Annotated in this window: 13 protein-coding genes, 1 other RNA gene and 1 pseudogene; 10 read left to right on the top strand and 5 right to left on the bottom strand. The window is 59.0% G+C overall.

The window, feature by feature from the left end:
• Nucleotides 1-53 precede the first annotated feature (53 nt).
• The 3 genes and pseudogenes from ACT5M9_RS02715 to ACT5M9_RS02705 form a co-directional block, all read right to left on the bottom strand.
• Nucleotides 54-773, bottom strand: a complete 720-nt coding sequence (locus ACT5M9_RS02715; RefSeq protein WP_457978158.1) for a hypothetical protein — start codon at nt 771-773, stop codon at nt 54-56.
• A 1,281-nt stretch (nt 774-2,054) separates the two neighbouring features.
• Nucleotides 2,055-2,327 (bottom strand): annotated as a pseudogene (locus ACT5M9_RS02710) (type VI secretion system PAAR protein); the annotation flags it as partial.
• A gap of 82 nt (nt 2,328-2,409) precedes the next feature.
• On the bottom strand, nt 2,410-4,170 hold the full coding sequence (locus tag ACT5M9_RS02705; RefSeq protein ID WP_457978160.1) for a recombinase family protein: 1,761 nt from the start codon (nt 4,168-4,170) through the stop codon (nt 2,410-2,412).
• A 134-nt stretch (nt 4,171-4,304) separates the two neighbouring features.
• Between ACT5M9_RS02705 and ACT5M9_RS02700 the strand changes: the two genes are divergently transcribed.
• The 7 genes from ACT5M9_RS02700 to emrD all read left to right on the top strand — a co-directional run bounded on the left by ACT5M9_RS02700 (nt 4,305) and on the right by emrD (nt 12,092).
• Nucleotides 4,305-4,913: a glutathione S-transferase family protein gene (locus tag ACT5M9_RS02700; protein ID WP_457978162.1), complete on the top strand. Its 609-nt coding sequence runs from the start codon at nt 4,305-4,307 to the stop codon at nt 4,911-4,913.
• 29 nt (nt 4,914-4,942) lie between these two features.
• Complete coding sequence (locus tag ACT5M9_RS02695; protein WP_457978163.1) at nt 4,943-5,608, top strand: glutathione S-transferase family protein; 666 nt, start codon at nt 4,943-4,945, stop codon at nt 5,606-5,608.
• 332 nt (nt 5,609-5,940) lie between these two features.
• Nucleotides 5,941-7,383, top strand: a complete 1,443-nt coding sequence (locus tag ACT5M9_RS02690) for an ABC transporter substrate-binding protein (protein WP_520395657.1) — start codon at nt 5,941-5,943, stop codon at nt 7,381-7,383.
• Nucleotides 7,380-8,342 (top strand): ABC transporter permease, encoded by a 963-nt coding sequence (locus tag ACT5M9_RS02685; protein ID WP_457978166.1) that lies wholly within the window; start codon nt 7,380-7,382, stop codon nt 8,340-8,342. The genes ACT5M9_RS02690 and ACT5M9_RS02685 overlap by 4 nt, the downstream gene beginning before the upstream one ends.
• A 2-nt stretch (nt 8,343-8,344) precedes the next feature.
• Entirely contained in the window at nt 8,345-9,181 is an 837-nt protein-coding gene (locus tag ACT5M9_RS02680) for an ABC transporter permease (RefSeq protein WP_457978168.1), read from the top strand.
• The gene (locus ACT5M9_RS02675) at nt 9,178-10,608 is read left to right on the top strand and encodes an ABC transporter ATP-binding protein (RefSeq protein WP_457978170.1); all 1,431 of its coding nucleotides are present in this window, start codon (nt 9,178-9,180) and stop codon (nt 10,606-10,608) included. The genes ACT5M9_RS02680 and ACT5M9_RS02675 overlap by 4 nt, the downstream gene beginning before the upstream one ends.
• A 284-nt stretch (nt 10,609-10,892) precedes the next feature.
• On the top strand, nt 10,893-12,092 hold the full coding sequence (gene emrD / locus ACT5M9_RS02670) for a multidrug efflux MFS transporter EmrD (RefSeq protein WP_457978172.1): 1,200 nt from the start codon (nt 10,893-10,895) through the stop codon (nt 12,090-12,092).
• Nucleotides 12,093-12,320: 228 nt separating this feature from the next.
• Here emrD and ssrS read toward each other — a convergent pair.
• Together ssrS and zapA are read right to left on the bottom strand one after the other, a co-directional pair.
• Nucleotides 12,321-12,502: non-coding RNA, 6S RNA (gene ssrS, locus ACT5M9_RS02665), on the bottom strand.
• Nucleotides 12,503-12,519: 17 nt separating this feature from the next.
• Complete coding sequence (zapA, locus tag ACT5M9_RS02660; RefSeq protein ID WP_438548453.1) at nt 12,520-12,855, bottom strand: cell division protein ZapA; 336 nt, start codon at nt 12,853-12,855, stop codon at nt 12,520-12,522.
• A 173-nt stretch (nt 12,856-13,028) separates the two neighbouring features.
• On the opposite strand from zapA, the gene ACT5M9_RS02655 reads away from it, so the two are divergent.
• The 3 genes from ACT5M9_RS02655 to ACT5M9_RS02645 all read left to right on the top strand — a co-directional run bounded on the left by ACT5M9_RS02655 (nt 13,029) and on the right by ACT5M9_RS02645 (nt 16,325).
• The gene (locus tag ACT5M9_RS02655) at nt 13,029-13,598 is read left to right on the top strand and encodes a UPF0149 family protein (RefSeq protein WP_438548452.1); all 570 of its coding nucleotides are present in this window, start codon (nt 13,029-13,031) and stop codon (nt 13,596-13,598) included.
• A gap of 208 nt (nt 13,599-13,806) precedes the next feature.
• Nucleotides 13,807-15,027, top strand: coding sequence for a 2-octaprenyl-6-methoxyphenyl hydroxylase (gene ubiH, locus ACT5M9_RS02650; RefSeq protein ID WP_457978174.1), 1,221 nt, complete (start codon nt 13,807-13,809; stop codon nt 15,025-15,027).
• A 65-nt stretch (nt 15,028-15,092) separates the two neighbouring features.
• Nucleotides 15,093-16,325, top strand: coding sequence for an FAD-dependent 2-octaprenylphenol hydroxylase (locus ACT5M9_RS02645; protein ID WP_457978176.1), 1,233 nt, complete (start codon nt 15,093-15,095; stop codon nt 16,323-16,325).
• Nucleotides 16,326-16,676: the final 351 nt, after the last annotated feature.

The following is a 16,676-nucleotide window of genomic DNA, read 5'->3' as shown; positions in this document are numbered from 1 at the left end:
TAAATATGAATGACGTTATACAACAAAGGCCCCAATGGGGCCTTTTTTCATTTCTACTTTCTCTTACTCTCCAACACACTCCACTGAGCGTAGAGTGCATGTGATGCAAGTGACTCAAGTAAAGTACGTGCATAGTTTTCATTGAGTGGTTCATCCCGATGAGGGACGTAATAACTAAGTTCAATCTCCAATTGATCTACGTTATCTCCCCGTGCACCAAATGAATACATAAGGTGAAGAGGTTTACCATCAACAACAATATCCATTTCATTATTAGATGTTCTAATGCTATCGATAAATGAACCCTCAGTGAGTTTTTTGAGAGTATCGATTTCATGTATTGTGAGATTAGTCATTCTCACTGTGTATGTTACCTCAACAACCAATGAGTTAAGTGAGGTATTGAATTTTTGTTTTCCAATTTTATATGCAATTTCTTTTATTCGATTGCAATCAATCTTATTGATGGTATCTTGTACTTTCTCTTCATATGCCTCAAGGTCAGTAAATGGATTACTTAATGTTGTTTGATCTGTAATGAAGCTAAGTACTGAAAATACAGTTGGGGTGTTGATATCGAATGCATGATAGTAACCATCATCATATTCAATTGATTCATGTTCATGTACTTTGGTTTGTTGTTCCATCACCTCAATTCTCAATAATGCATTATCATCTACTACACTATGTAATCTAGTCTCTAACTCTGCAATTCGACGCAGAGCAAAAGCGTGTTCTTCTTGAGTTACACTGTTTCCACAAAGAAAGCACATTGAATGATCCCTCATTTTTTGATTAACGGGAATTTAATTATTCTTTCTAGAATGTCAAAATTAAGGAAGCCCCTCATGGGACTTTTTTCGTTTCTTCAAGTTTTATGCAGGCTTCATTATTAACTGCATATGTTGTACTTGAGAAGCGGGAGCTTAGTTTATGTAGACTCTTGCACTCAACATAACCACTAGCTCTTTGCAACGTCATTTCCTTCAAAGCAAAAGATAGAAGTGGAGCTATTATAACACAACTTACTAAAATGCCTTCCCTTAGGAATGATGCTGGTGGTTTCCTCTTTAGTATCTCAACTATACAATAGTAAATTATAATTAGGCTGGACAGGAAACCTGAGAATATGGCCCAGTAATTCAGAATTCCATTTATAACATATATATCTCGCTGAGTGCCGAAAGCTTTTGTTAGTATATCCAATCCAAAGAATACACAAACAAAAACTATAATACTGAAGAAAAGCACCCTTATATAATTCACTCTAGAACCTCTTTAATTTTTCCATTGAGAGATTTTGTATATCCGTACTGCTCATCAAGATAGTCTAAAAGCTGGCCTGTTAGGAATGAAGAGAAAGCAAATACAAAGCCAGTAGCAATGACACCAGCAGTAGCAGGAACCATCACAACGGCGAGGCCAGCAACTCCTAGGCTGATTAGCCCCTTTGTAAGATCCCCAGATGTATTACCGACAAATTCGGCTAGGGTAGCATCATCACGCATGATGAAGTCAACCGCATTCACAGCAGTTGCAAACACAATCTCTACGCCGACATTGACCTTTGCATATCGAACTGCCCCCTTCACATCATTGATACCAATGCCTGCTTGAACCACCTTAGGGTTGTTGGCCTTCCACTTGTTCCCCTTCATCAAGGTTTGAGCATGGCGGCGATAGTTCTTGATGATCACATAGTCAACGCCTTTGATGTTCTTCGTATAGGCCATCACGCCCATACCACCAAGCCCCCTTGCCGTTTCAACAGTAGTTTTGAGGCCGTCATAGAGGCCATGGTAAGAGTTGATCTTACCGATGGTATCTTTACCGCCAGCCTCATCGTATAGGTTGTGTAGCAGCTCGTTTGCTTCTTCTAGGGTCAGTACTGCAAAGTCATTAGGTGGCGTCACGTATACGACTTCAAGATACTTACCCTGGGCAAAGTCATAAGGCGGCCAGTACGCATTTTTAGCGGGGATCTCTACTGGTGCGGCAGGTTGTGGGGCCATTGCCATAGTTCGGGCTACTGGTGCCATGTCTCCCACTATGACCGTGCCAGAACCGATGATCACACCACCACAATCCACAGCACCACCAGTGATAGCCAGAGGCTTGCCATTCACGAGCACAGTTGATGAACCAGAAGCGATAGAACGGGGGTGTGGCGGGTTGTTTGGCTTGTCATGGGGGGCGAGGGGATCACCGACACGAGCGGCGGGGATACCGTCAATGAACACATCAGGTGAGCCTGCTGTAATGGCCGTAGGATGGAACCCGTCATGGTCTGTGCCAATGTCTCCGATCTTGGCTGCTTTTTTGCTCAAAACTACAATTCCTTGTGCATAGTGTGGTAAATGACGGATACCCTACCACACTGCACCGATTGAGACCATTAACGGGAGCTGATTAAAATGTGATATTATTCTTGGCAATATCCACTGCTAGAGACGTAGCATCTTCCATCATCTGTCCCCAGAGTTCAAAAGCAATCTTATCTTCTTCTTTGAATTCTGTTCCTGTAATAGAAATCTCTCCAGTACTAATTTTTATATTGCCAGAATCAAAATGGAAAACGCCATCATCAGTGATGTGAGATTTGCTTATTACATCATTTTTCTTTATGTCATAAATGAATAGGTGGCTAATCGCATCGGTGTAGTACTTAATCCAACATTGAACCAAGTTGCCATCACGAACAATAGCTATCTGTTTTATAACCTTTCTTAACGCAACATTGGTATCTTGTCTGAGGTGTGTGTTTGCCTGATCATGAACTAACTCCAAATCAGGATTGAAATCAGTATAAGTATCAGTACTAGCCATGAGACCATTTAACTCTGAGACTAATCCATTTAGAATCTCTTTGTTCTTTTTTATTATACGAATGATCCGAAGCTCAAGATCGTTATCATCTAAATCCACAAGTTCTTTATTGAAATCACTAATCCTATGTTCAACATCTACGATCTTTAAGCGACACTCATTAATAGCGTCAGTCTTATCATTCTCACCTGTATAGATAGAACTCCAATTCAGTTCTTTGATGTGCTTTAAGATAGAGGTTTCGAACTGAGTGTAGTTTACACCTACGTTAGTACATGTCTTCTCAGAGCGGCGACCAAGGCAAGTGTAGAATTGATTCCCACGCCCATTAGAACAAACAATAAATGGGTTTCCACATATCCCACAAGTACTAATGCCATTAAACAAGTTTCGCATTAACTTAGTTGTCTTGGGCTTATGTGTTCCATGTTTTGATGAGTTTATTTTAGTTTGAACTCGATTGAACAGTTCCTGATTAACAACAACAGGGAAAGCATTGTCAACAACAATTAGATTGCTTTTTATTTCTTTTCTTTGTTCATTCTGTTCTTCTTCGCTTTTATTTGTATCAACAATCCTTTGTTTACCAATAACCATCTTTCCAGTAAGACGTTCATCTTTTAGTACTTTGTGAAGTGTAAGGGTGTTCCAAGGTTTGCCATTGTTTAGTTTACCTTCATCATTCAATCGACGGACAATTGCAGAGCTTCCATGACCATCTAGGTACTGTTGATGAATTGAAAGTAATATCGCTGCTTGCTCAGTATCGAGTATGTATTTCCCGTCTTGTACCGTTAACCACCTCGGGCAAATCTTAACGCTTGCCTTACCCTCGTCCCTCAGCTTAGTGATCCTGTTCGCCCAAGTTTTCTGACCCATGTTGGATTTTCGTTTGGACTCGTTATGTGCCCTAGATATGGACATGTTCAGAATTGAGTTTGACTCAGGGATCCTCATGGAAAAGCAGGTTCCTGATTCAACCTCGATAATGTCGATGCCATGAGTGATCAAGGTTGTGAGCTTATGTGCCGCAGCATAGTTAGTAAGGCGGGTCAATCGGTCGATGTTCTCAACGATCAGAGCCCCACTGGTTATACGCTTGTTGATCACATCATCGTAAAACCTGCCAAGGTTACTGTTTGGCTGCCAGTTACTACCTTTGAAGGCGGATTTCCCTATATCGCTTTCAAGGATCTCATAGTCGTTCGGATCAAGCTGGTAGCCTAAGCGGCTATCTATGACAGCGTTCTCTAGGAATTCGTTAATTGTTGCGATCTGGCGGTCTATACCAAAACCGCTAACTTGTTGTAGAGTCGAGATCCGGCTATAAAGATATGATTTCATTAGTGATAGTCCTACTGATGATATGTCTCAAATCATATCACAGTTACAACTGACCGGTATTGCGCCGCCGTGATCCGCTCGCCCGAGTCTCTGTGCGATCACGGCACAGGGAAGAGTTGTCCACGGAGAGTAATATGAAGGTTTATGAGCTAAGGCGCGCCCCCAATGCCCGTCGCGTCAGGATGTTCCTGGCGGAGAAGGGCATAGCGATGACCTATCAGCAGGTCGATCTGGGAGCAGGGGAGAACCTCGGCCCCGACTTTCTGGCGAAGAACCCGGCCGGGCGCATCCCGGTGCTGGAACTCGACGATGGCACCTATCTCAGTGAAACCCTCGCCATCTGCCGCTATTTTGAAGAGATTCATCCCGAACCGGATCTGTTTGGCAGCACGCCCCTGGAGCGGGCGACCATAGAGATGTGGAGCCGTTTCATCGAGTTCAACCTCTGGTTGCCCACCGGCATGGCGTTTCGCCACATCACGGGGTTTTACAAGGACAGGGAAACCCCCTTCCCCGAGTGGGGAGAAGAGTGCAAGCAGAACGCCAAACTCTGGTTCGAGAAACTCGATACCAGGCTGGCACAGGTGCCCTATGTGGCCGGTGAGCGCTTCACCATCGCCGATATCCTGGCCCTGTGCACCATCGACTTCGGCAAGGTGGTGGATCTTCGCATCACCCCCAGCCAGGTTCATTTGCAGGCCTGGCATGAGCGGGTCAGTGCCCGCCCCAGCGCCCAGGCCTGACGACCCAATCCCATGAAAAGGAGTCAAAGATGATCGATCTCTATACCGCCGCCACCCCCAATGGCTTCAAGGTCACCATAGCGCTCGAGGAGTTGGGCCTGCCCTACCGGGTGATCCCCCTCGATCTGTCGGCGCTGGATCAGAAGCAGCCCGACTTTTTGGCCATCAACCCCAATGGCCGCATCCCGGCCATTGTCGATCGGGACAACGATGACTTCGCGGTGTTCGAGTCCGGCGCCATCCTCATCTATCTGGCGGAGAAGGCGGGCAAGCTGCTGCCCAAGGATCCCAAACGCCGCTCCCAGGCCTTGCAATGGCTGATGTTCCAGATGGGGGGCATCGGTCCCATGATGGGGCAGGCGAACGTCTTCTATCGCTACTTCCCGGAGAAGATCCCGGCCGCCATCGAGCGCTACCAGAAGGAGGGGCGCCGCCTGTTCGAGGTGCTGGACGGCCACCTGGCGCACCACGAGTACCTGGCGGACGAGTACAGCATCGCCGACATCGCGACCTGGCCCTGGGTGAGGATCCACGAGTGGAGCGGCATCTCCATCGAGGGGCTGACTCATCTGCAGGCCTGGATGGAGCGCATGGCGGCCAGACCCGCCTGCCAGAAGGGGATCAACATCCCGCCGCGCAAGGAAGAGACGCCGGAAGAGGCGGCCAAGCGGGTGCAGTCCATGATGACCCGCTGAGTGACAAATGAAGTGATGGCCCCGAAGAGGGGCCATTTTTTTATCCATTTTCTCGCTGCTCTCATGGGGCGGTACCGGGTTGTGCTTGGTCGTTAACCGGGGAGCAGCCGTTCATACCCTCCTAACCCCCGCCTCTTGTGCCAATGGTCATTATCCATCGCCGTTCAGAAAATATTTTCATTACGCCGATCTGTTATGTTATAACGAATCACTTTTGCTTGGTAATGATTTTCGTTTGGATGGACAGGATGACAAGAAGATACAGGCATGCAGCATGGTGCACACTGGCGCTGGTGGCGGGCATAAGTAGCGCCCATGGCAAACCGCTTTCCATGGTCGGCCCCTGGGAAATCCACAGCCTGGACCCCGCCAGCAACGGGGTCTTCTTCACCCGCTTGCAGGTGGCGGAGACACTGGTGGAGGTCGATGGCAAGGGGAGGCTGCTACCGGGCCTCGCCGGCGCCTGGTCGGTGTCTGAGGATGGCTTGCAGTGGCGCTTTACCCTGCGCCCCCAGGCCCATTTTCACGACGGAACCGAGGTGAGTGTCGAGCAAGTCGCCTGGGCACTGCAGCAGGCCAGGGGGAAGCCAGGGGTATTGCAAAGCGCACCTATCGCCATGATGGAGGCCAGGGATGGGGCCCTCCTGGTGACCCTGCATGAGCCTTTCGCCCCCCTGGCCGCCGTGCTGGCCCACCCTAGCACCCAGATCCTGGCCAGGGCCGCCTATGACGACAGGGGGAAGGTGATCCGGGTCATCGGCTCCGGGCCTTATCAGATAGCCCGGTTGCAGCAGCCCCAGCGGGTCGAAACCATCCGCTTCGATGGCTGGGATGGCCCCAAGCCCGCCATCGAGCAGGTCAGTTATCTCACGGTCGGGCGCGCCGAGAGCCGTACCCTGATGGCCGAGAGCGGTCAGGCGGACATCGCATGGGGGCTGGATCCTGTGAGTATCCGTCGTCTGCAGCAGGCGCCCAGGGTGACCATCGCCTCGGTGACCCTGCCGCGCACCATACAGCTCAAGCTCAATGGTGCCGACCCGCGTCTGAGTGAGCCCGCGGTGCGCCGCGCACTCAGCCTCGCCACCGACAGGGTCGGCATGGCGACCGCCTTGCTGCGGGATCCCGAGATGGCGGCGACCCAGCTCTTCCCCCCGAGTCTGAGAGAGTGGCACCAGCCCGGGCTCAGCCCTTTGGTCTATGACGTCAAGGCCGCCCAGGCGGCCTTCGCGGCGGCGGGCTGGCAGTTGGGGAGCGACGGTGTGCTGCAAAGAGGGGGGGACCGCTTTGCCCTGACCCTGCGCACCTTCCCGGACAGGCCAGAGCTGCCGCTGCTGGCCACGGCGCTGCAGGCCCAGTGGAAGGCGGTGGGGGTGGATCTCAAGGTGGCGGTGGGGAACTCGAGCGAGATCCCGGCGGGCCATCAGGATGGCACCCTCCAGCTCGGCCTCTACGCGCGCAACTACGCCCTGGTGCCGGATCCCCTGGTGACCCTCATGGGGGATCTGGCTCCGGGTGGTTCGGACTGGGGGGTGATGAACTGGCAATCTGCGGCCCTGACGAGTCAGCTCGCCCGGCTTGGGCGGGACAAGTTGCCTACCGATGAGGCCGCCGCACTTCGCTTGAACATCGCCACCAGCTTGCAGCAGGAACTGCCCCTGTTGCCGATCGCCTGGTATCGCCAGAGCGCGGCGGTGAGCCGGGATCTCAAGGGCTTTGAACTGGATCCCCAGGAGCGCAGCTACTACCTGACCCGGCTCTCCTGGGGCCGGCCATGAACGGCATCTCCATGAGCGCCGTGATGGGGATCCTGAGCCAGCGGCTGGTGCAGGCCCTGATGGTGGCCCTACTGGTGGCGGGCCTCTGTTTTCTGATGGTGCAGTCCCTGCCCGGAGACATCGCCTTTCGCATCGCCGCCGGCCGCTATGGCTATGACTATGTCACCGCCGAGGCCGCCGCCGCGGTGCGCGGTGAGCTTGGGTTGGCGGGCTCGGCCCTCGGCCGCTTCGGCGACTGGCTTGGGGCCCTGCTGCAGGGGGATCTGGGCAACTCGCTGGTGACAGGGGCGCCGGTCTCGGGGGAGATTGCCCATCATTTGGGGGCGACCCTCTCCCTGGCGCTGGCCGCCGTGGCCCTGGCGCTCCTGCTGGCGCTGCCCCTTGGCAGCCTGAGCGCCCTGCACCCGGGCGGGTTCTGGGATCGCCTGACCCTGGGCTGGAGCGTGTTGATGCGGGCGCTGCCTCCCTTCCTGCTCGGGTTGGTGCTGATGGTGCTGCTCTCCGCCGAGCTCGGCTGGCTCAGCGCCGCCGGCCACGGGGAGGGGCATAACCTCTGGCTGCCGGCCCTGACCCTGGGGCTCGGCCTCTCCGGCGTGTTGGCCCGGGTGGTACGCGAGAGCGTGCTGGGGGTGGTGGCATCCCCTTATTACCGCTTCGCCCGCACCAAGGGGCTCTCTCCCTGGCGGGTATTCTGGCGCCATGGCCTGCGCAACAGCGGGGTCAGCATCATCGCCTACACCGGCGTGCAGCTGGTGCTGCTCATCGAGGGGGTCGTGGTGGTGGAGAGCCTGTTCGCCTGGCCCGGCATCGGCCACGCCCTAGTGCACGCTGTCTTCTGGCGCGACGTGCCCATGGTGCAGGGCACTGTGCTGGTGCTGGCGGCGCTCTTCGTGCTGCTCAACACCCTGACTGACTTACTCTGCCTGCTTATCGATCCCCGCGGTTCCAAGGAGTCCTGATTGTGTCTTATTCATTCAAGGCCGGCCTGGCCTTGTTGCTGTTGATGGTGCTGTTCGCCCTGCTGGCCCCCCTCGTCTGGTCCGATCCCGCGGCTCAGGATCTCTCCCGCTTCCTGGCGAATCCTTCCTGGCAGGAGCCATTGGGGCAGGATCAGATGGGCCGCAGCCTGATGGCGCGGCTGGCCTCGGCCACCCGGCTCTCCCTCACCCTGGGAGCGCTGTGCGTGCTCACCGCCGCCCTGCTCGGTTGCCTGCTCGGCTGGCTCAGCGCCTGGTGCGGGGGCTGGCTGGACGGCCTGCTGCGCAGTCTGGCGGACGGCGTGCTGGCCCTGCCGAGCCTGCTGCTGGTGCTGCTCTTCTCCGCCATGGCCCAGGGGGGCTTTGCCATCCTCTATCTCGGCCTGGCCATGGCCCAGTGGGTGGAGTACTACCGGGTGGTGCGGGCCCGCAGCCGCACCCTGCTGGTCTCTCCCCAGGTGGAGGCTTCCCGCCTGCTCGGCTTTGGCAACGGCTATGTGTTCCGTCGCCACCTCTGGCCCGAGCTGGCTCCCCAACTGCTCACCATGATGGCCTTCGGTCTCGCCGGGGCCATCCTGACCCTCTCGACCCTGGGTTTCGTCGGAGTGGGCCTTCAGCCGCCGACCCCGGAACTCGGCCTGATGATGACGGAGGCGCTGCCCCATTATCAGGAGGCACCCCGCCTGCTGCTGGCTCCCATCGCCGTGATGGGAGTGATGTTGCTGGCCTTGGTGTTGCTCAATCAAGGGGCGGCGCGCTGGGAGAACGACCCCACACCGCCGGGACAAGGGCAGGCAGTGAAAGCAGGAGGATCCTCATGAGCGCCATCCATATCGAAGGCATCAGGGTCAGGAATGGCCGTGAGACATTGTTGCAGGAGCTGAGCCTCGCGCTCTCGCCGGGACAGGCGCTGACCCTGATCGGGGAGAGCGGCTCCGGCAAGTCCCTGCTGGCCCACGCCCTGATGGGCACCTTGCCAAGGCCGCTCACCGGCCAGGGACAGCTGACGGTGGCGGGCCGGCACTACGATCTGGAGACACCGGAGCGGCTGCGCACCCTCTGGGGACGGGAGCTCGCCATGCTGCCCCAGGAGCCAGTGCTGGCGCTGGATCCCACCATGGGGTTGCTGCGCCAGGTGGAGGAGGGCTGGCTCGGGGGGCGGCAAGAGGCCAGGGCACACGCCAGGGCCGCCTTGTCGGGGTTGGGGCTGGCCGGTTGTGAGGGGTACTTCCCCCACCAGATCTCCGGCGGCATGGCCCAGCGGGCGGTCTTCGCCGCAGCCACCCTGGGGCAGGCGCGCCTGCTCATCGCGGACGAGCCCACCAAGGGGCTCGATAGCCGGGCCCGGGCCCGCTTGCTGCAACTGCTGCTCGGCTACCTCGCCGAGTCCCGCCACCTGTTGACCATCACCCATGATCTCGCCCTGGCCCGGGGGCTGGGGGGCTGGGTGCTGGTGCTGCGGGGTGGGGACGTGGTGGAGCAGGGGCCAGCAGAGCGGGTCCTGCACCAGCCAACTCATCCCTATACCCGCCAGCTGCTGGCGGCGGAGCCATCGGCCTGGCCGACTCCCCGCTTTCTGCCAAGGGGGGAGTGGCTGCTCAAGGGGGAGGGGCTCGGCATGGGCTATGGGGACCAGACCCTGTTCGAAGGGCTTGACGTACAGATAGCGGAGGGGGAACGGCTGGCCGTCATGGCCCCGAGTGGTGTCGGCAAGAGCACCCTCGGCAACCTGCTGCTCGGCCTACAGTCGCCCCGAGCGGGGCGAGTGAGGCGAAGGGCGGGGATAGCACCCCACCGCTGGCAGAAGCTCTATCAGGATCCGGTGCAGGCCTTCGCCAGCCGGGTGCGCCTCGGCCCCCTGTTCGACGATCTGCTGCGCCGCCATCGGCTGTCCCGGTCAGCGCTGGATGGCTATCTCGAGCGGCTCGGGCTCGATCCCCGGCTGCTCGAGCGGTTGCCCGGCCAGGTCTCCGGTGGCGAGTTGCAGCGGCTGTCCCTGATCCGTGCCCTGCTGCTGCGCCCCGTGCTGCTGTTTGCCGATGAACCGACCTCCAGGCTCGACCCCCTCAGCCAGCAGCAGACCATGGCCTGCCTCGACAAGGCCCTCGGCGAGACAGGTTGCGCCCTCCTGCTGGTGACCCACGACGAGGATCTGGCCCTCAAGATGGGGGAGCGTTGCCTGCTCCTCGAGGGGGGCTTGCCCCCGTCAGCGACATCCGCCCGACCCTCCCTGGCGGCGTGCGGCTAAGCGGCCGCCAGAGGAGGGGGTGAACACAGATAAGCCTCTGATTCTTATGTCCGACGGGGCAGTTTGCCCCGTCACATTAGAAAAACTAGGGAAAGCAGATTATAAAGATTCGTTCGTTTTTTGTGATATGAATCACTAATATTGCCGCTGCCAGAAGAGCGTCCTGCTCCTGGCAGGTGCGGGTCCTCCGCCTTGTGTGTTTACCCTCAGTGACCTTGTTTGGATCCCCTCGCAGCCCTCTGCCAGGGGCGTGGCAGCATTTTGATGATTTGCGGACGACAGCTATGAATCGGCACAGTTTCTATCCCCTCTTCTTCCTGACCATCTTGATGGTCGCCGTGGGTCAGATGACCCAGACCCTGTATGTGCCCTCCATTCCCATGATGGCGGGGGACTTCCATGTGGCCTCCGGTCAGCTGCAGGCGGTGATGGCTTGCTACCTCATCCCCTACGGTCTCTCCCAGTTCGTCTATGGTCCCCTGTCGGACAGGATTGGTCGCCGCCCCGTGCTGCTCATCGGCATGATGGTGTTCCTGGTCGGCACCCTGACCATACAGCTGATCCCGCACTTCGCGGCCCTGCTGGCCGGCAGCTTCATCCAGGGGCTGGGGACGGGGGCCGGCGGCGCCATGAGCCGCACCGTGATGCGGGATCGCTACAACGGCGCCGAGCTGAACCGGGCCAACAGCCTGGTGAGCATGGGGGTGATCTTCTCCCCGCTGCTGGCCCCCGTGCTGGGTGGCTGGTTGACCGAGCTGTTCAACTGGCGCGCCGGATACTGGTTCCTGTTCGGCTTCGGCGCCCTGACTACGCTGGCGCTGCTACTCTGGTTCGCCGAGACCCTGCCCGAGGCGGCCCGCCAGCAGCCGCTGCGAGTCGGCGCCGCCTACCGCCACGTGCTCGGCAACCCGCGCTTCCAGGGCAACCTGCTCTGCCTGATGGCCACCTTCGCCGGGCTCGCGGTGTTCGAGGCGGCGGCCGGTGTGCTGCTCGGCGATGTGCTCAAACTGAGCGCCCGCACCGTCAGCGTGCTGTTCGTGCTGCCGTTGCCCGGTTACCTGTTCGGGGCCTGGCTCTCGGCCCGCCTGAGCTATCGCCTGAGTCAGGGCAAGTTGATGCGCCTCGGCATCGCCTTCCTCGGGCTGGGGTCCCTCATCATCCTGCTGCCCGGGCTGTTCGGGCTGGTGAGTGCGGCCTCCCTGGTGGGCGGCGCGGCCGTCTACTTCATCGGTAGCGGCATCCTCTATCCGACCGCCACCTCCTGCGCCATCGAGCCCTTCCCGGGCCAGGCGGGGACGGCCGGAGCCATCCTCGGCGGCATGCAGAACCTGGGGGCGGGTATCGTCACCCTGCTGGCGGCTAGCTTCCCCATGCAGGGGCAGTTGACCCTGGGTGCCATCATGACGGTGATGGTGCTGATCGTGGCCTTGAGCTTCCTCTGGCTGCGCCATCACGGCTCACCCCACGAGCAGATGGCCGTCTGACGCGCCCTCGCCAGCCAAAAGCCCGCCCATCATGGCGGGCTTTTTCATGGGTACCTATCCTGCGAGAAGGTGGGGAGATAGGGGAAGGTGAGCCAAGGTAACACTCTGCCTTGATGCAGCCTGGCAGCAATAGGCGGCTGGGGATATGTGAAGTGGCAGAGCGGCTCGCCATGTTGGCAGGAAGCAGGCAAAGAAAAAGCCCGTCAGTATACTGACGGGCTTTTTAGTTGGCACCCCGGAATGCCGTTGCCGGTTTGGGCCCTTGAACCGTCGGTTCAAGGCGGGGATCGTGTCTGACCGCAGGCTTCTCGGTCGAGCCGAGCATGCGCAATAGCCAGAAGGCAGATCCCCTGTTTGGTATGAATATCGGCTCGGGGACTTGAACCGGCTGACAAACACTCCAGGGAATTCTTGAAACAGGTGGCGATTAGGGCTGCAGGCCCTCTTCTTCATTGGACTCGCCATATTGTCCGTGCTCGATCAGGGCTGCTTCTATGGTGCGCTGCAGCATCTTGATCCGCTTGTCCATGGTCTCAGAGTATTGGTGGTTTTTCTCTTTTTCAAGGCAAAGCTCATGACAGAAATTGAGCGCCGCCATCACAGCAAGTTGTTCGTTGCTGGAGACCTTGGAGCGCTGACGCAAGTCGATGAGCTTGTCCGACAACTGGTCGGCGGCCTGGCGCAGGGCGTCCTGTTGTCCCAGGGGACAGGATACTTTGTAGGGACGTCCCAGAATGACGATTTCTACGGCCTCTATGCTCATGCCTTCCTCAATACGGCGGGGCTTTTCTCCGCCTTTATCCACGTGGACAACTGGGCGGGACTATATAGCGCAGATGCAGAAGTTTCAAGGCCTTGCTGGCTCTGGAAGGGGGAGAATGCTAGGATCCTGACCATAAATTTCGCATATTTGCCTGAACTTTGAGCGGATCGTAGATGAGCAAAACAACCCCCCTGAAATACGCGGCCGTGGCCGACCTGATGGAGCAGCATGAGCTGATGGCGACGGCTGTCGAGGCCCATGGCGTGATCTGTGGTCTGATCTGCGGTGGCGTGGCGCTGGACGACAAGAGCTGGCTGCCCCCCTTCAACGATCTGGTCAACGACGGTTTCGGTCTGCCGGCCCCGGTGCGCCAGGTGATGACCGACCTCTATCAAGGTGTCATCGAGAGCCTGATGGCCCAGAAGGGGGTCGAGCTGCTGCTGCCGAGCGATGAGGCGCCGCTGGATGAGCGCATCGACTCCCTGGTGGACTGGTCCCAGGCCTTCCTCGCCGGCTTCGGCGTGGTGCAGCAGGAGCTCTCCCGGGCCTCGGAAGAGCTGCAGGAGATGATCCAGGATATCGCCAGCATCACCCAGGTGAGCGCCGAGTTCGATCAGGAAGACGAGGAGAACGAAGCCTCCTTCCTGGTGCTCTACGAGCACGTGCGCCTCGGCGTCATGATGGCGTTCGAGGAGTTTGGCAAGCGCCCGGAGACTCCGAGCACCCCGCCGACCCTGCACTGAGCCTCGCCGGCAGAGAGATGACACAGAGCGCCCCTTGGCGCTCTGCTCTTTTTTGTGGCGGGTGTGGCGAGCGTGGCAGCGGGCTCGCCCGGGTAGGGGAAATGGGTTAACCACCGGGCGCCACTGCGCTTTTTGCCCGCGCCGTCGCATCCTGCCCCCGGGCTTTGTGGTAGCATGGCCCCACGTTTTCAGCTTTCTCCCTCATCTCATGTCTCAATCTGATCTGGTTCACGTCGATGTGGCTATCGTCGGCGGCGGTATGAGCGGCGCCGTGCTGGCACTCTCCCTCGCGGCCCTGCGCGGTGCGGATGGCGAGCCCTTGCGAGTCCTGCTGCTGGAGGCGAGCGCCCCCGAGCTCAATGCGCACCCCGGCTTCGATGCCCGGGCCATCGCCCTGTCGGCGGGCACCTGCGAGGCCCTCACCCGGCACGGTCTCTGGCCGCGCTTCGCCCCCCACTGCGCCCCCATCACCCATATCCATGTCTCCGACAAGGGCCATGCCGGCCAGACTCACCTCTCGGCAGCGGAATATGGCTTGCCGGCGCTCGGCCAGGTGATCGAGCTGTCGGCGGCGGGGATCACCCTGCAACAGGGGATGGCACAGTGCCCGCACATCCAGGTCTGCTGCCCGGCCCAGCTGGCGGACATAGTTCCGCTGGAGGAGGGGGTCAGGCTGCGCCTTGCCAGTGGCGAGCACTACCAGACCCGGCTGCTGGTGGCGGCCGATGGGGGCAACTCCACCGTGCGCCAGCACTTCAAGCTGCCGGTGACCCGCCACGACTACGGCCAGAGCGCCATCATCGCCACCGTCAAGACGGCGGAGGATCCCGCCGGCCGCGCCTTCGAGCGCTTCACCGAGGGGGGGCCGCTCGCGCTCTTGCCGATGCAGGACGGGCTCTCCTCCCTGGTGTGGAGCGTGCGGCGGGATCAGGCGGATGCGCTGATGGCGCTGGATGACGATGCCTTCCTCGCGCAATTGCAACAGGCGTTCGGCTGGCGCCTCGGGCGCTTCCAGCAGACCGGCGGCCGCCATGTCTACCCGCTGGCGCTGGCGGCCACCGACTATCCCCTGGCCCAGCGCACCGTGCTGGTGGGCAATGCCGCCCATTTGCTGCACCCCATCGCCGGCCAGGGCTTCAACCTCGGCATGCGCGACCTCGACCTGCTCACCCAGGCGGTTGGCAAGGCGCTCGCGGCGGGGGAGGACATCGGCAGCTTCGAGGTGCTGAGCGGCTACTGGCAAAAACGCCGGGACGATCAGGCCCACACCATCTGGCTGACCTCGTCCCTGGCCCAGCTCTTCTCCAACGGCCACGGTCCCCTGGTGGCGGGTCGCAACCTGGCGCTCTCCCTGATGGGTCGCCTGGCCTGCCTCAAGGCGCCGCTGGCGAACCAGACCCTGGGTTTCGTCAGCCAGACGACGAGATGAGGCAGGCTCCCCTGCCAATTGATTGATGATGCCCGGCCATGGCGGCTGGTTAGAAGGAATAGAAGATGCAAATGCAGACGGTGGATGTGGTGATAGTAGGGGGCGGCATGGTGGGCCTCGGACTCGCCGCCGCCCTCAAGAACAGTGCCCTGAGCGTGGCCATCGTGGAGGGGCAGTTGCCCGAGACTGCGCTCGGGGAGGCGCCGGATAACAGGGTCAGCGCCCTGAGCCTCGCCAGCCAGCGCATCCTGCAGTCCGTGGGGGCCTGGGACGGCATCGCGGGGCGGCGCCTGCAGGCCTACGACAGGATGGCGGTGTGGGAGCAGGACAGCTTCGGCCATATCGATTTCGATGCCGCCAGCCTGCGCCAGTCCGCCCTCGGCCATATCGTGGAGAACCGGGTCATCCAGCTAGCATTGTTGGATGCCATTCTTGATGGCGATGGTGGCGCGAGCAACATCCAGTTGCTGAGCCCGGCCCGGGCCCAGAGCCTGCAGGTGAGCGAGGCGGGGGCCATACTGCTGCTGGAAGATGGTCGCGCCCTCTCGGCCAGGCTGGTGGTGGCGGCGGATGGCGCCCACTCCTGGGTGCGCCGTCAGGCGGATATCCCGCTCACCAGCTGGGATTATGGCCACCACGCCCTGGTGGCGACGGTGCGCACCAGCGATCCCCACGACGGGGTGGCACGCCAGATCTTCACCCCGGATGGGCCGCTCGCCTTCCTGCCCCTGTGGCAGCCCGATCTCTGCTCCATCGTCTGGTCCATTCCCGCCGCTCGGGCCGAAGCCCTCTGTGCCTGCGACGAGGAGCAGTTCAATCGCCAGCTCACGGCGGCCTTCGATGCGCGGCTCGGGCTGTGCAAGGTAGAGGGGGCCCGCGGCGCCATCCCGCTCACCGCCCGCTATGCTCGTGACTTTGCCCGCGAGCGGCTGGTGCTGGTGGGGGACGCGGCCCACACCATACACCCGCTGGCGGGGCAGGGGGTCAACCTCGGCCTGCTGGACGCGGCGGCCCTGGCGGAGCAGTTGCTCAAGAGCCAGCGCGCGGGTACCGACATCGGCCTGCTTGCCAACCTGCGGGGTTACGAGCGTTGGCGCAAGAGCGAGGCCGCCCGCATGCTGGCGGCGATGGAAGGGCTCAAGCGGCTATTTGGTGGCAGCAACCCGCTCAAGAAGCTGGTGCGCGGGGTAGGTCTGCGGGCGGTCGATGTCCTGACGCCCCTGAAGCAGGGAATGATCCGGGCCGCCATGGGGCTGGACGGTGAGCTGCCCGCCCTGGCCAAGGGTGAAAAAATCTAATCTTACCCGGGGTTTATTGCAATAAAACTAATCTGATGAGGCTGAATGCCCCCATGGGGCCTCAGCCTTTAATGTTGGTGGGAAGCGAAACGTTTTTCTGTAAATTGTGACGAAACGGTGAAAACCAACATTTAATCCCGCAAAACACCGGTTGATACTGTTTTTATCACTGTTTTTGCCTTAGTGTCTGGTGTCAGTTCAAAGAGTGTGGATTAGTTTTTTTTGAGCGGAGGCATCAGGCTCTTGTCATATAATCCGCACCGTTCACGGAATCACTCTTGCCCTGCAAGGGCGAGAACGAGCACAGACCTGGTGGTCCTGTTCCTCTCAACAGCGAGAGGGAGGGGCTCA

It is taken from the genome of Aeromonas sp. AE23HZ002T15, assembly GCF_054165525.2.
The sequence above is the reverse complement of the archived record's forward strand: the minus strand, read 5'-3'. Positions and strand labels throughout refer to the sequence as shown.

What these genes read in the sequence shown, in the direction of transcription:
- ACT5M9_RS02715 (WP_457978158.1), bottom strand. Translation starts at nt 773, where the DNA reads ATGTGCTTTCTTTGTGGAAACAGTGTAACTCAAGAAGAACACGCTTTT.
- ACT5M9_RS02705 (WP_457978160.1), bottom strand. Translation starts at nt 4,170, where the DNA reads ATGAAATCATATCTTTATAGCCGGATCTCGACTCTACAACAAGTTAGC.
- ACT5M9_RS02700 (WP_457978162.1), top strand. Translation starts at nt 4,305, where the DNA reads ATGAAGGTTTATGAGCTAAGGCGCGCCCCCAATGCCCGTCGCGTCAGG.
- ACT5M9_RS02695 (WP_457978163.1), top strand. Translation starts at nt 4,943, where the DNA reads ATGATCGATCTCTATACCGCCGCCACCCCCAATGGCTTCAAGGTCACC.
- ACT5M9_RS02690 (WP_520395657.1), top strand. Translation starts at nt 5,941, where the DNA reads ATGGTCGGCCCCTGGGAAATCCACAGCCTGGACCCCGCCAGCAACGGG.
- ACT5M9_RS02685 (WP_457978166.1), top strand. Translation starts at nt 7,380, where the DNA reads ATGAACGGCATCTCCATGAGCGCCGTGATGGGGATCCTGAGCCAGCGG.
- ACT5M9_RS02675 (WP_457978170.1), top strand. Translation starts at nt 9,178, where the DNA reads ATGAGCGCCATCCATATCGAAGGCATCAGGGTCAGGAATGGCCGTGAG.
- emrD (WP_457978172.1), top strand. Translation starts at nt 10,893, where the DNA reads ATGAATCGGCACAGTTTCTATCCCCTCTTCTTCCTGACCATCTTGATG.
- zapA (WP_438548453.1), bottom strand. Translation starts at nt 12,855, where the DNA reads ATGAGCATAGAGGCCGTAGAAATCGTCATTCTGGGACGTCCCTACAAA.
- ACT5M9_RS02655 (WP_438548452.1), top strand. Translation starts at nt 13,029, where the DNA reads ATGAGCAAAACAACCCCCCTGAAATACGCGGCCGTGGCCGACCTGATG.
- ubiH (WP_457978174.1), top strand. Translation starts at nt 13,807, where the DNA reads ATGTCTCAATCTGATCTGGTTCACGTCGATGTGGCTATCGTCGGCGGC.
- ACT5M9_RS02645 (WP_457978176.1), top strand. Translation starts at nt 15,093, where the DNA reads ATGCAAATGCAGACGGTGGATGTGGTGATAGTAGGGGGCGGCATGGTG.